This window comes from Bifidobacterium canis (assembly GCF_009727065.1).
In the GTDB taxonomy this organism is placed as follows: Bacteria; Actinomycetota; Actinomycetes; order Actinomycetales; family Bifidobacteriaceae; genus Bifidobacterium; species Bifidobacterium canis.
The window spans coordinates 272303-285950 of record NZ_WNLP01000001.1 but is presented as its reverse complement, the minus strand read 5'-3'; the positions used below and the strand labels follow the sequence as shown (position 1 = coordinate 285950).

Genomic DNA, 13648 nt, shown 5'->3' with positions numbered 1-13648 from the left:
TCCCCCATCACAATCAGCACTTTAAGAACAACAAGGATTGCGGGGCGGGGGAATCTAGGATTCAAAGCATTCATGGTTCCGATCCTTTTATCTCGATATTCATCTTTGATCTATCGTATTTCAATAGTAATCTATCGTTATTCGATATGTCAAGATAGTCGTCGATGCACTAAAATCCCGACCAGCCCCACGGCGGAACCGATGAACACAGTAATACTCATCTTTCATATGAAAATGGGGTCGCCTTGTTCGAAGGGGCGACCCCATGTCAAATTGGCCCACTATTTCTCGATGCAGAACCTAGACACAATCATGGTGTGCCTCGCGAAGAGTGCGTCGATGAAACAGCTACTGCCGTCAGGCTTTGCTGACGTTAAACTTGAACTCCACGATGTCGCCGTCCTGCATCACATAGTCCTTGCCTTCAAGGCGGAGCTTGCCCTCCTCCTTGATCTTGGCCATGGAGCCGTTGGCGTCGACGAAATCGTCGTAGGAGACGACTTCGGCTTTAATGAAGCCCTTTTCGAAGTCGGTGTGGATGACGCCTGCGGCTTGGGGAGCCGTCCAGCCCTTGTGGATCTGCCAGGCGCGCACTTCCTTCTCACCTGCGGTCAGGAAGGTCTGCAGGCCGAGGATGTCGAATCCGACGCGGGCGAGCTGGTCGAGGCCGGATTCCTCAAGACCGGCGTCCTGCAGCATTTCGCGGGCGTCTGCTTCGTCGAGTTCGGTCAGTTCGGATTCGAATTGCGCGTTGAGGAAGATGGCCGGTGCCGGCGCCACAGAGTCGGCGAGCTTCTTCTTGAGTTCGCTGTTCTGCAGTTCGGAATCGTCGACGTTGAACACGTAGATGAATGGCTTGGCGGTCAGCAGGTGCAGGTCGTAGACGTCTTCCTTCTTGATTTCGCCGGCTTGGGCCGCCTGATCGATGGTGCGGCCGGATTCGAGGATCTGCTTGGCCTTGAGCACCGCGTCCATGTAGCTTTTTCGATCTTCTTGCCGCGCAGGTCCTTCTCGAGCTTCGGCAGGGCGTTGTCGATGGTCTGCAGGTCGGCGAGGATGAGCTCGGTGTTGATCGTGTCGATGTCGTCCGCCGGGTCGACGCGGCCATTCACGTGGATGATGTCGTCGTCTTCGAACGCGCGCACCACTTCGCAGATGGCATCCGCCTCGCGAATGTTGGCGAGGAACTTGTTGCCCAGGCCTTCGCCTTCGGAGGCGCCTTTGACGATGCCTGCGATGTCGACGAACGTGACGGTGGCCGGCACGATCTTGTCGGTGTGCACGAGTTCGGCGAGCACCGGCAGGCGCTTGTCGGGCAGCGGCACAATGCCGGTGTTCGGCTCGATGGTGGCGAATGGGTAATTTTCCGCGAGCACGTTGTTTCGCGTGAGCGCGTTGAACATGGTGGACTTGCCGACGTTCGGCAGGCCGACGATTCCGATAGTAAGAGACATGATTCCTAGAGTACTTGTGCCGCATGTCATTTGCGGCTGGATTTGGATTATTCGCTGAACTGTGTCATTGCGCGGGCGCGCAGAGCGCTCACGCCTGTTGGATGGCGTCCACCGCGTCGATAACGGCACCGCGGAATGCGTGGCGTTCCAGTTCGGCCACGCCTTTGATGGTGGTGCCTCCCGGCGAGCAGACGGCGTCTTTCATGACGCCCGGGTGCGTACCGGTCTCCATGTAGAGCGCGCCGACGCCCTCGATCATCTTCGCCGCCAGACGGTAGGCGGTGGCGCGTTGCAGACCATGCTTGACGCCGGCGTCACCGAGCGCCTCCAAATACATGTCGGTGAACGCCGGTGCGCAACCGGCGATGCACATGGCGATGCCCATATGCTCGGTGTCGACTTCCTCGATCAAGCTGATCTGCGAGAACAGTTCGACGAATTGCCGGCACTGCTCGTCGGTCAACGTGTTCACGTTCTCGCAGATGAGCACGCCCTGCGCCACTTCCATCGGCGTATTCGGAATCGTGCACTGCACATGCACGCCGTCCATGGCTTCGCCGAACAATGCGCGGTATTTCGCCAGATCCCAGCCGGCGGCAATCGACACAACCATTTTGTTCTCATCGGCGAGGAAGTTCGCCAGCGGCCCGATAACAGGTTCGATCTGGTATGGTTTGATGGCGATGACCACCAGATCCGCCGCGTTGATCACCTCTTCGGGGCTGCGCATGGCATGCCCCCTATGGCTTCGATGTTGCGGCTCAGCTTGTCGAAATGCGCGGCGCATGCATAAATATCAGTGCCTGCCACCGCCTGCTTGCGCACCAGTCCCTGTGCGATCGCTTGCGCCATATTGCCGTAACCGATAAAACCGATTTTCATACTACTCTTTCAGTAAAAATTCTCAGTATTTATAATTTGCAAAATATAAATACTGAATGTATATGAATAATGTATTATTTGCTGCAATGTATCGCATATATTGTATCGCCTGCATTGAAACGCGCGATATGTGTATGCCGACATATGTCAGAACAGTTCGTGCAGATCTCCCCTGTTCAGCGCCTCGTCGAAGAGATGCTTGAACACGACGTCGCCATGCACGCCATCGTGTTCGAACTCGTTCGTCACCCAATAGTTCGAGTTGCCAATGCGAGAAAGCGTGTCGAGCTGCAGTCCGGAGTCCACATACATGTCATCGAAATACACGGCGGAGTTCAACGGCACCATATTGTTCTTCAACTGTTCGGCGTCGTAGATCTTGCCGAACCGCGTGCTGTTCATCAGCACGTCCATCGCCGGGCGGAACGGCTGCAACGCGCGCTCCTGCTCGAACATCCACGGGAAAATTGCCTCGCCGGTGAACAGCAGCGGGCGCGCGTTCGCCGAGAACTGTGGCAATGAACGGTACACCTGGTCGGCAGCCCACGCGATCGGCTCGTTGAGCTCGCCGTCCGCGTAGATGAACTCCTGCAACGGCCAATACAGCGGGTTCGAATAGGTGGCCGTCATCACTCCGAACAGGAATTCGTCGGTCAGCGGCGAGTGCTCGTCCACGCTGCCGTCACCGTTCGCGAACGCTTCGTCAAGCAGCCAATGCACACGCTCGAACGACGGCTTCATGCCGAAGCTGGAACCGAGCGTTTGCAGTCGTTGCACGGTGAACGGATCGGAGTTCGGCAGCGTGACCGTTTCACCAGCCAGTTTGTTCGCAATCGCGGCCACGCGTTGCTCTTCCAACGGGTAGCGCGCGTAGAATTGCTCGGTTTTCCGCTGCATGCGCGGGAACGTGTGCTCGTAGACTTCGCGCGCGTTCGCCGGCACGTGCGGGATGCCGCCCGTGGTGAAGCTGGCGATCAGCGCGTGCGGGAACAGCGACAGGTACGTCAATGTGAGGAACCCGCCATAGCTTTGGCCGAGCGACACCCAGCGCTCGCCGTTGAATTCGGTAAGTCGCAGGTGTTCGAAATCGCGGATGATCGAGTCGGCGAGGAAATGCTTGAGATAGTCCGCCGCCTGCGTGCCGCTCATTGCGGAAACGGTGTGCGAGTCGATGTGTGAGGAGCGTCCGGTGCCGCGTTGGTCGGGCAGCACGACGCGGAAGTGCTTGATCGCCTCGGCGATCCACCCGTCGGAGTTCGGACCCAATGGGCGTGGTGCAGCGCCGCCGGGCCCGCCTTGCAGGAACACAAGCAACGGCAGATGGTCGTTGATGTGTTCGGGTGCGCAGACCACGCGGTAGAACAGTCGAATGGTTTCGCCGTCGACGGTCTGCCCCGGTTTATTATTTGCCCAATCAACTGGAACGTCGATCGCATGTTCCGAAACGTGCAATCCGGGAACATAATATTCATTCAGCAGTGCCATTCGCTCACCTTTCGTCTCGATCCCATGGTGTGCAGATCTCGTGCATCATGTTCCACCGTTCCCGCATTTGCGCGCGCAGATATGCGTATCCGCGAATCATGCCTAGGAACGATGTGTCATACCGCACCCGACGCTATGCTAGCGCGTATGAAGGAACGCGCGCTGACTTGGTTTCGAGAACATCGCACCATTGTGATCGACGTATTGGTGACTGTGCTGATATGCGTTGTGATTCTGTTGTCTGACGCCTCGTTGTTCGAAGGCGATGGACTGCTGTTCTACTGGAGCGGCAACATTTCGAAACTGTGGTCGGTGATGCTGGCATTGCCGCTGGCGCTGCGGCGCACGCGGCGCGTGTGAGTGCGTGGTGGTTCGTCGCCGTTGTGGTGGTGCAGCTTGTTTTCGGCCCTCCGTTTGTTATCGGCGACATGCTCTCCCTACCGATGTTCTATTCGGCGATTGTGTATGATTCACCGAAACGCACGAACCAGTATGTCATTGCCGCCGGCGTACTCGCAGTGGCGGCGGCTTTGGTGATTTCGTTCGGTGACGCTTACGGCCCGCTGCTGAGTTCACATGAGCCGAGCGGCACATCGTTCTGGGCCAATACGCTCATCGCCTCGGTCACCTTTCTGCTTATTCTGTTGACGACGCTCATCGCCGCATTCTGGCAGCGTGCGCGCAGGCAGACGATTCAACTGCTCAACGAGCGCAACGATGCGATCGTCGCGCGCGAGCAGGAGGAGAAACTCATCGCGGCTTCGGCGGAACGCGCGCGTATCGCACGAGACATGCACGACATCGTCGCGCATACGTTGTCGATCATCATTATTCAGTCTGACGGCGGAAGGTATGCGGCAACGCACGATGCCACACTGGCACGTTCCACGATGGTGACGATTCAGCATGAGGCGGAGCATGCGATGCACGATATGAAGCGTCTGCTTGGCGTGTTCGGCGGTTCTCCACATGCGGATTACCACGATATCAGCGCACTGATCAACCAGGCGACCAGCGTCTCCACCGACATGAGTTTGCGCCGCGAAACGGTCGGCACTCCTCAACCGAACAGATTGAGCGAGCAGGCAAGCATCGCCATGTATCACGTGGTGCAAGAGGCTTTGACGAACATTCGCAAATATGCAGGCCATAATGTGAACGTGGTCGTTCGTGAGGAATGGACCGACACCGACGTCACGTTCACGATCAGTGACGATGGGCGCGGGGCTTCCGCCGCTTTGGACGGGCATAAGGCTGGCTACGGTTTGATGGGCATGAGCGAGCGCATCACCGCGGTTCATGGCACGGTCGACGCGGGTCCCCGTTTGAACGGCGGATTCGAAGTGAAGGCGAGCGTTCCCCTCACGGCAAGCGCTTCGTTGCCGGCGGCAGCATATTCGCCATCTTCATCGCAAACGAGTGATGCATCTCCAGTATCGGCGCCGGCGCAATCTGCAGCCACTCTGCAATCTCCCGACACAGCTGTGACTCTTGCGGGATCGCATCCGAGCAATACGGGCTCCCCCTCAGACCGTGTTGCTTCCGCAGTACAAGACGATGCGGCGTCGCACGCCGAGTCCACTGGATCCACTGGCGACATGGGTGCGAGCGCACCATCGTCAGATAGCGGCACACGGGTCTTTTGGCCATCATTCCTGCGACTCGGCAAAATCCTTCGTTCCAGACCCATTGCCCAGGTTCATCAGAGTGGGCCCTCCAATTGGGTTGCGCGGTTGTCGCACTGGACGGAGCACCATTATGTGCTTACCGACACGATCATCGTCGCGATCATATTCGCGTTACTGGCGTCCACTGATGCGATGCAATTGGTTCTGCTGGGTCAATCAGCACAGAACAACTATCTGATCGATGTTATTGTGACGTTGATGCTGATGGGTCCATTGTGCTTGCGTCGACGTTTTCCTCGTGCCGTGGCCATCATATTCGCGTCCGTCGTGTTCGCGCAGCTGCTCTTCCTCTCCCCCTGCTATATGGCTGATCTTGCCGCGCCGTTCATAGCCTATGCCGCAATGCTGTACGGCAAACGAGGTACATGGAAGTGGCTCACACCGCTTATTGTGGTTGATGGCCTCTTCCTGGGACTTAAGGTGATGCTGCTCTCAGCCGGCTACCCGTCAACCTGGTATTGGCTCACACATGATGAGCCTGCGTACACACAGCAATTGTCGTCGGGCGCAGGCATCGAGTTCGCGATCATCGCAATCACGTTGTGCATCATGGGCATGTTCTTCGGCGCTTGGGTCAAGACGAGCGGTTCGAACCCGCAGGTGTTGCAGGCTCGCACCGAGGCATTGCGTGCCGAGCAGGAGAAAGCGCGCGTCAACGCCGCGAACCGTGAGCGTGACCGCATCAGCGCGAATATTCGTAGCGAGGTCAACGACACGTTGAGCAGTGTGATCGATGAGACGACGCAGGAGATCGCTACGATCGACGCACAAGTGGCTGCTGGCGAGGAGCCGAGCCCCGAATGGATTTCCGAGGCGTTCGGCGCCATTGGCACGCAGGGACGCACGGCATTGAAGCACATGCGTCAACTGCTGAGCGTGTTGCGCGAGACCGGCTTCAGCGACAAGAATGACGGCGAGCAGGCATCCGGCGAATTGAACCTGACCCCTGCGAAATCGCTGAACGAGCAGATGACGTCGATGGAGCATTCACAGTCAGCGAATGCGACTCACTGACTGCACGAGGCTGGTTTCACCTGTTCGATGTACGTGAATGACCATCGCGTGATTGACACAGCGCCGATGCGAGATGGGTTTCGGCTACAGTAGCTGGTATGGCGAATACTGACAGAATCCGTATTGTTATTGCTGATGACCAAGACCTCGTGCGGGCCGGCTTCACGATGGTCATCAACTCGCAACCCGACATGCAGGTGGTCGGGCAGGCATCCGATGGAGCGCAGGCCGTGAAGATGGTCGAGCAGCTTCACCCCGACATCGTGTTGATGGACGTGCGCATGCCGGGCATGGATGGTCTTGCTGCAACGTCGCAGATCACTTCGCATATGCATGGTGAGCATCGCACCCGTGTAATCATTCTCACGACGTTCGATCTCGATGAATATGTGATGTCGGCGATCAATGCGGGAGCTTCCGGTTTTCTGCTCAAAGACACCGAGCCGGAGACGCTGCTCAATTCGATTCGCACCGTGTATCAGGGCAATGCGATCATCGCACCGACAGCCACCAAGCGTCTGATCGAGAAGATGATGGAAAACGGCATGACCGTGCAGTCTCCGGCACCACAGGAGGGTGCTGCAGATACCGCCTATGTGGATCCCGAGCTGTCGACCTTGACCGAGCGCGAACGCGAGGTGCTCATCGAGATCGCGCATGGTCTTTCGAATCAGGAGATCGCCGACAAACTGTTCATTTCGCTGCCCACTGTGAAAACTCATGTGGCGCATATTCTGCAGAAGATCAACGCACGTGACCGCGTGCAGGCAGTCGTGTTCGCCTATGAGAATCATCTCGTCGACTGAGTTCGATCTCTTATGTCGGTAAACATAATCCGTACGGAACACTGATATACGCATATACGTGAACGGGCGTGTGCGCCACCTGATTCGGTGGCGCACACGCCCGTTCATTGTATTTGTGTTATTTCATTGAGGTGAATACTGCATCAGGCTTCGGCGAGCGCCTCAACCGGCGGTGTCTTGACCGCGCGGCGTGCGGGGAACACGCTGGCGAGCAATGCGCAGACGATGGCGATTACGAGGATGATGCCGTAGGTCGACCAGTCGATCACGTAGACGACCGGCGCTATCGAGTTCATCACCAAGTAGATGCCAAGCCAGCCGAACAGTGTGCCCACCACCATGCCGACGACGCTGGTGACCACCGAGATGAGCAGTGCTTCGATGGCAAGCGAGCGCTTGAGTTGACCACGGGTCATGCCGATGGCTCGCAATGTAGCCGATTCACGTGTGCGTTCAATCACCGATAGGCTCAGCGTGTTGGCCACGCCGATGATGGCGATGATGACCGCGACCGCGAGCAGCGCCACGAGCAGCATCAGCATCATGTTGACCATGCTCTCCCACATGCTTCGCTCGGCGACGGGCCCTCCGACGCTCACATCGGAATATGCGTTGAGGTCTTTTTGAATGGATTCGAACACCTCGGAGAGCGACTGGTCAGGCTGCACGGCGAGTTTCAGCAGCAGCATGTCACCAGTTGCAGTGAATGTACCGTTGTCGAACAATGAGCTGTTGACGAAGGCGACTGCACTTGCCTGCGACACCCTGTGGAAGTCGCGCTGTTCGACGTTTAGTTCCACGGATTTGCCGGTGGCTGCAGGTGCTCCGTCGGAATCCGTCTTCGTTTCCTCAAGCGTCACCTTGTTGTTGGCGAACGTGAGCGCCTTGCCGGTGGAGCTGTCGTTCAATGGCATGATGGCGTCCGTCGCATCGAGTTTTGCATCACCGATGTTGACGTTGAGCACCGACTGCAATGCGGCTGTGTTCGGCACTCCGATCACCTCGGTATCGACTTCCTTGCCATCATTGGAGAACTGTGCATTGGCCGTCTTCACTCGAATGCCGGTTTTCACGCCCTTTTCCGAGAGCACCTTGGTGACCGCTTCATCGGGGATGCTTGAACCGGTGACCACCACATCAACGCTGTAGCGCGTATCGAGCGCCTGGTTCATCGTCGCCTTGGCCGCCGCTGCGCCGGTGGCGAGCGTCGAGATCAACGTCACGCCGATCAGCAATGCCGTGCCGGTGGCTGCGATGCGGCGAGGGTTCTTTTGAATGTTCGCGTTGGCGATCTTCGCGGAGGGGCCGAAAAGCCCCGCGAGGGAGCCGATGCCTTTCATGAGCCATGGCAGCCAGAAGATCGAGGTCATCGCCAGACCGATGAAGGTGAGCGCGCAACCGAGAATCGCCAGGAGCAATGCCGTTACTGCCACGCTGTCGTTGGTGCTCTTGCCCATCGGGATTGATGCAACCATCAGGCCGATGCCGACGATGAGGAACAGCAGGCCGAAGATGGCGCGCCCCATGCGTGACTTGTGCTGGTTGCTCAATTCCAGAGGGCGCATGGCTTCCAATGGTGTGACGTTCGTCGCCGCACGGGCAGCGCCCATCGAGGCGAGTACCGTCATGATGACGCCGAAGAGCAATGGCACGATGAACACCTGCGCCGTGATGTTCAGCGTGATGCTTCCACCTGCCAGCATGGTTCCCTGTTGTTTGGTCACAGCCGACACGATGGCCATCAGGCCGATGCCTGCGCCGACGCCGAGCAGTGATGAAACGAAGCCGAGAATACCGGCCTCCTGCAGCACCGACACATACAGTTGGCGTTTCGTGGCACCAATGGTGCGCAGCAACGCGAGTGTGCGGCGGCGCTGTGCTACAAGCACCTGGAACGTGTTGGCGATCACGAGCGCCGCAACCACCAATGCCAGCACACCGAAGGAGAGCAGGAACTGCTTGGTAACGTCGCCGCCGTTCGAGCTCATCGACTTGATGGCTTCATCTTCAAGGTGAGCACGTGTTTCGACACCGTACCCCTTTGGCAGCACCGACTTCAGTTGCGAGACCGCGGCGGTTTCCTGTGATGGCGTGATATACAGGTATGCGTTGGAGGCGGGCACGTCGTTGAACGATTGCACGCCGTAGTAGGCGCTCATCAGATCATTGGACACGACCGAAGCGCCGTTGTAATAGCCATACACATTGTTCGGATCGTTGGTCAGGCCGACGATCGTGGCAGTAATGTCATGCGGATCATTGCCGTATTGCATGCGAGTGGTGATGCTGTCGCCCACCTTGAGATTCCACTGCTTGGCGAGGCGTTGCGGTATGGCGATCTGCTGCTGGCCGTTCGGATCAGGCTGTTTGCCTCCGACTATTTCGATGGGCAGCAGTTTCGCATCGGAGGTGGTGGAGAGCACGATGTCGGAGCTATGAGCATCGGCGGTGCTCAGCATCACTTCGATGTCGGCGTCTGTGCGGACTCCTTCCACGCCGTTCACTTGTTCGATGGCTGGCACGTTCATTTGCCCGACCGTGACGGGGGCGGAATCAGTGCTCGTATCATCGTTATTGTGAACCACCGCGTAGTTCGCTCCACCGTATTGTGCGGTGGTGCGTTCGCGCATCGACGTGTCGAGCGCGTTGGTGAACAGCAGCGTCGCCGCGATGAACGCCGTGCCGATGAGAATGGCGATTCCTGCGGGAATCAGCATTCTCAGATTCTTTTCATCATGTTGAGTGTGACAGACCACATAATCTATGTCCTTACGAGTCGATGCCGCTGCGTTCAGCGATTGTTGGCCGAATATTGCATGGCCTGCACCGGCGGCTCCGGTGGCATTGCGGCATGCTTGGTGGTGCGTTCGCGTTCCTGCATCAGCAGTTCGCTCATCGCCTGTGGCTGCGGGTTGTCAACGTCGGCTATGATGCGGCCATCCGAGAATACGATGGCGCGATCCGCATAGGAGCTCGCCACCGGGTCGTGGGTGACCATGACGATCGTCTGGCCGAGTTCCTTGACGGAGCTTCTCAGGAATCCGAGCACTTCGGCGCTCGACACCGAATCCAATGCGCCGGTCGGCTCGTCGGCGAACACCAGTGATGGCTTGGTGATCAATGCGCGGGCGATCGCCACACGCTGCTGTTGGCCGCCGGAAAGTTCGTTGGGGCGGTGCGACAGACGTTCACGCAGTCCCAGCGTGTCGACCAGCGTGTTGAACCACTGCTTGTCGACTTTCTTGCCCGCCAGAGTAAGCGGCATCACGATGTTCTGCTCCGCTGTGAACATCGGAAGCAGATTGAAACTCTGGAAAATGAAACCGATGTAGTTGCGGCGCAGCAGTGTGAGCTGCTTGTCGTTCATCTTCGTCAGATCATGACCTTGGAAGATAACGCTGCCGCTGGTGGCGGAGTCCAAGCCGCTCATCACGTGCATCAGCGTGGATTTGCCGGAACCAGACGGTCCCATGATCGCGGTGAATTTACCTTGTTCGAATTGCACGTTCACGTCTTTGAGCGCGTGTACCAGGCTCTCACCGCTGCCGTAATCTTTGACGAGATTGATGGCTTCGATGGCCACCGGTGCATGTGCTGGCTGGTGGATCTGGTCGATCATCGGCTGCAAAGCTGCGTTTGTCATGTTGTTCTCCTATTCAAGCATCACTGTTCCTATGCCTAAGTCTGAAGATACGCTGTGTGCAGCGTTGTGAGCATCACTCAAAAGGCTGAAAAACAATGGGGATCATCCTTAAGGATGATCCCCAACGAAATACGAGTCGCGGTTAACTCAACTACCAGCCGAGCACTGTCATCATCACTACGACCAGCGCCACGCACACAATGGCGAGCAATACCAGCAGCCAATCAAAGAGACGCATATGAGCAGGGTGCAGATACGTGCGTTTCGCAGACCCTCTGTTGATGTGCGCACCGTGCGCCAGCGCCGCGATGCTGCGCGAGCGATCCAAATATCGCATGTGTGCCGGCGCTGCGATAATCGCACGAATATGCGCGCTGCACCATGCCGCCGTTCGCGTGAACGGATTGTGTTTGCCAATGCGCGCATACCTGCCGCGAATATGCTGGGTGAGCACCAGATCATGCACCGTTGCCGCATAGGTCGGCAGGAACTGTATGGCGTTAGCCACTGCGGCGCATGCGTTATACGGCAGTCCCAAGCCTGCCATGCCGCTGATCCACGAGGCGCGTGATGTGGTGAATAGCATCAGGAACACGGCGAACGCGATATCCGCTATGCGTAGGGCGACGACGGCAGTCATGGTGAGTGTCGCGTCACTGACCTGCCACCCATTGAGGTTCCACACCGTGTTGCCAGGCAACGCCACGGTGAACAGCATAGTGATGGCCACGATGAGCATGATCGGCAGGAAGAACGCCCATACTTTCAGCGTTTTATTCGCCGGAATATGCGTAGACAGCAAAGCGATGTGTTCCAGAACGAGAACCGCCGCCAGAAAAATCCAATTGCCCCACATCGCGCATATGACGATCAGGGCGAGCATTGCGAAGAGTTTGGCCCGCACATCGACGCGGGCGAGCCAGCCGTCAACAGGAATGTAGAATTGCGATCTCATCAACGGACCTTTCGTGCTGCTTGTGCGGTCGGTTGCAACGGGCGCAACGGCCCGAAATCGACGACGCGCCCCGCGTCCAAGCGCAGGGCATGGGTGCAATAGCGTTCCACCAGCTCGGAATCGTTGCTGGCCATGATCACGGTGATGCCTTGGTCGTTGAGTTCACGCACCATCGTCATGAATCTGGTCTTGAGTCGATAGTCCAGTCCGGCGACTGGCTCGTCCAGAACGAGAATCGGCGTCTGCGATGCCAACGTTGCGGCGAGCGCCACAAGCCTGTTCTGCCCGGCGCTCAATGCGATCGGGTCGCTGTCTTCTATCTCATACAGGTTGAATGCGCGAATCAGCGCGTTGACTCGCTTGTTCACTTCCTCCGACGGAATGCCGAGCGCGTGGGGCGCGAATTCGATTTCGCGGCGAACGTTGCGTGTGAGCATCATGTGCAACGGATCCTGGTCGAGGTATGCCACTTCTCTCGCCATGCGACGTACGCCGCATTCCCTGGTGTCGGTCTCATCGACGAGCACACGGCCGCGAGATGGGAGGATCTGCGAATTGATCATCGTCAGCAATGTGGTCTTGCCGGAACCATTGGGTCCCACGACGCCGACAAACGCGCCGCGCGGAATGCGCACGTTCACGTCTTGCAATTGTGGACTGTCGTCGTTCTCACTGCGCGGATACAGGTAGTCGACGTGGTCGAATTCGATGATCGCGTCGGCTGTCTGCTCGGGTTCGAGCTGGGCGATCGTCAATGGTGCACGTTCGGCGCGCGGAATGTTGACGCCCACCGATTCCAACAGCGAAGCTTCGCGGGTGAATATTTCGCGGCCTGTGCTGCGAATGATCTCGCCGCCGACCATGAGGAACACGTTGTCGGCGTGTTCGCGCATCCACCGTGTGTCGAGGTCGATCATGACTACTGCGGCGCCTCTGGCCAGCATGCGTTCAAGAATGTTATATAGGTCTTGTGCGCCGTTCTCGTCGAGTACTGCGAGCACTTCGTCGAGGATGAGCACATCCGGTTCCGCGGCGATCGCCGAACCTATGGCCACGCGCATCATCTCGCCTTCCGACAACGTGCGTGGGTCGCGGTGACGGAACGCTTCGATATGCAGCATTGCGAGCACTTCGTCTACGCGTGCGCGGATCTCGTCCGGTGCCACTCCCCTGTTCTCCAGTGGGAAGGCGATCTCGTTCTCCACTTCGTTCGTGACGAACAGATCGACCGGATTCTGCGGCACATAGCCGACCTTCGACGAGATGTTCGAGACGCTGGTGCTTTTCACATTCATGTCGGCCACGCGAACGAATCCGGTCAATGTGCCATCGAGAATGTGAGGAATGATTCCCGTCAACGCCTGCCCGAGCGTCGTTTTTCCGGAACCTGTGGGGCCGACGATACCCGCGAGTTTTCCTGCCGCCACATAGCAGTTGACATCGCGCAACGCCTGAATCGGCGTGCCGTGTGTGGACGCATACTGCCACCCAAGGCTCATCACAGTGATTACATCGGTCACGATCGGCTCCATTGATTCTGCACGCGGGTTTCGTATTTCGACGGAAATTCCACCTTACCTAACCCATATGAATAATAAATGGGTTCGTCGATAAATACTACTCTGCTGCAGCACGATGTCAGTGCACTGTTGACGTATGCATTACGCATGCATCATATGAAAAATCGGGTCTCACACCGTTGTGCAGATGTGAGACCCGAT

Annotated in this window: 9 protein-coding genes and 2 pseudogenes; 3 read left to right on the top strand and 8 right to left on the bottom strand. The window is 57.6% G+C overall.

Annotation, left to right across the window (positions count from 1 at the left end; all coding sequences use genetic code 11):
- Window positions 1-357: 357 nt before the first annotated feature.
- The 4 genes and pseudogenes from ychF to GSD1FS_RS01190 form a co-directional block, all read right to left on the bottom strand.
- A pseudogene (gene ychF, locus GSD1FS_RS01200) lies at window positions 358-1454 on the bottom strand (redox-regulated ATPase YchF).
- Between the two features lie 88 nt (window positions 1455-1542).
- A complete protein-coding gene (locus tag GSD1FS_RS09595) occupies window positions 1543-1791 on the bottom strand; it encodes a pyrroline-5-carboxylate reductase dimerization domain-containing protein (RefSeq protein ID WP_246165716.1) in 249 nt (82 codons plus the stop codon).
- 312 nt (window positions 1792-2103) lie between these two features.
- A pseudogene (locus GSD1FS_RS09590) lies at window positions 2104-2306 on the bottom strand (NAD(P)-binding domain-containing protein); the annotation flags it as partial.
- Window positions 2307-2483: 177 nt separating this feature from the next.
- The gene (locus GSD1FS_RS01190; protein ID WP_155588023.1) at window positions 2484-3821 is read right to left on the bottom strand and encodes an alpha/beta fold hydrolase; all 1338 of its coding nucleotides are present in this window, start codon (window positions 3819-3821) and stop codon (window positions 2484-2486) included.
- A 147-nt stretch (window positions 3822-3968) separates the two neighbouring features.
- Between GSD1FS_RS01190 and GSD1FS_RS09585 the strand changes: the two genes are divergently transcribed.
- The 3 genes from GSD1FS_RS09585 to GSD1FS_RS01180 all read left to right on the top strand — a co-directional run bounded on the left by GSD1FS_RS09585 (window position 3969) and on the right by GSD1FS_RS01180 (window position 7329).
- On the top strand, window positions 3969-4181 hold the full coding sequence (locus GSD1FS_RS09585) for a hypothetical protein (RefSeq protein WP_246165678.1): 213 nt from the start codon (window positions 3969-3971) through the stop codon (window positions 4179-4181).
- Complete coding sequence (locus tag GSD1FS_RS01185) at window positions 4127-6523, top strand: sensor histidine kinase (RefSeq protein WP_343030153.1); 2397 nt, start codon at window positions 4127-4129, stop codon at window positions 6521-6523. Before GSD1FS_RS09585 ends, GSD1FS_RS01185 begins: the two co-directional genes overlap by 55 nt.
- Window positions 6524-6621: 98 nt before the next feature.
- Window positions 6622-7329, top strand: coding sequence for a response regulator (locus GSD1FS_RS01180; protein ID WP_155588022.1), 708 nt, complete (start codon window positions 6622-6624; stop codon window positions 7327-7329).
- A gap of 143 nt (window positions 7330-7472) precedes the next feature.
- On the opposite strand, the gene GSD1FS_RS01175 is transcribed toward GSD1FS_RS01180, so the two are convergent.
- The 4 genes from GSD1FS_RS01175 to GSD1FS_RS01160 form a co-directional block, all read right to left on the bottom strand.
- Entirely contained in the window at window positions 7473-10046 is a 2574-nt protein-coding gene (locus tag GSD1FS_RS01175; RefSeq protein ID WP_155588021.1) for an FtsX-like permease family protein, read from the bottom strand.
- Between the two features lie 74 nt (window positions 10047-10120).
- Entirely contained in the window at window positions 10121-10948 is an 828-nt protein-coding gene (locus tag GSD1FS_RS01170; RefSeq protein WP_246165714.1) for an ABC transporter ATP-binding protein, read from the bottom strand.
- Window positions 10949-11123: 175 nt separating this feature from the next.
- On the bottom strand, window positions 11124-11927 hold the full coding sequence (locus tag GSD1FS_RS01165; RefSeq protein ID WP_155588019.1) for an energy-coupling factor transporter transmembrane component T family protein: 804 nt from the start codon (window positions 11925-11927) through the stop codon (window positions 11124-11126).
- The gene (locus tag GSD1FS_RS01160; protein ID WP_343030152.1) at window positions 11927-13447 is read right to left on the bottom strand and encodes an ABC transporter ATP-binding protein; all 1521 of its coding nucleotides are present in this window, start codon (window positions 13445-13447) and stop codon (window positions 11927-11929) included. The genes GSD1FS_RS01165 and GSD1FS_RS01160 overlap by 1 nt, the downstream gene beginning before the upstream one ends.
- Window positions 13448-13648: the final 201 nt, after the last annotated feature.

Excerpts from the sequence above, each read along its gene's own strand:
- GSD1FS_RS09585 (WP_246165678.1), top strand. The coding sequence starts at position 3,969 with ATGAAGGAACGCGCGCTGACTTGGTTTCGAGAACATCGCACCATTGTG.
- GSD1FS_RS01190 (WP_155588023.1), bottom strand. The coding sequence starts at position 3,821 with ATGGCACTGCTGAATGAATATTATGTTCCCGGATTGCACGTTTCGGAA.
- GSD1FS_RS01170 (WP_246165714.1), bottom strand. The coding sequence starts at position 10,948 with ATGATCGACCAGATCCACCAGCCAGCACATGCACCGGTGGCCATCGAA.
- GSD1FS_RS01175 (WP_155588021.1), bottom strand. The coding sequence starts at position 10,046 with ATGCTGATTCCCGCAGGAATCGCCATTCTCATCGGCACGGCGTTCATC.
- GSD1FS_RS09595 (WP_246165716.1), bottom strand. The coding sequence starts at position 1,791 with ATGTATTTGGAGGCGCTCGGTGACGCCGGCGTCAAGCATGGTCTGCAA.
- GSD1FS_RS01165 (WP_155588019.1), bottom strand. The coding sequence starts at position 11,927 with ATGAGATCGCAATTCTACATTCCTGTTGACGGCTGGCTCGCCCGCGTC.
- GSD1FS_RS01180 (WP_155588022.1), top strand. The coding sequence starts at position 6,622 with ATGGCGAATACTGACAGAATCCGTATTGTTATTGCTGATGACCAAGAC.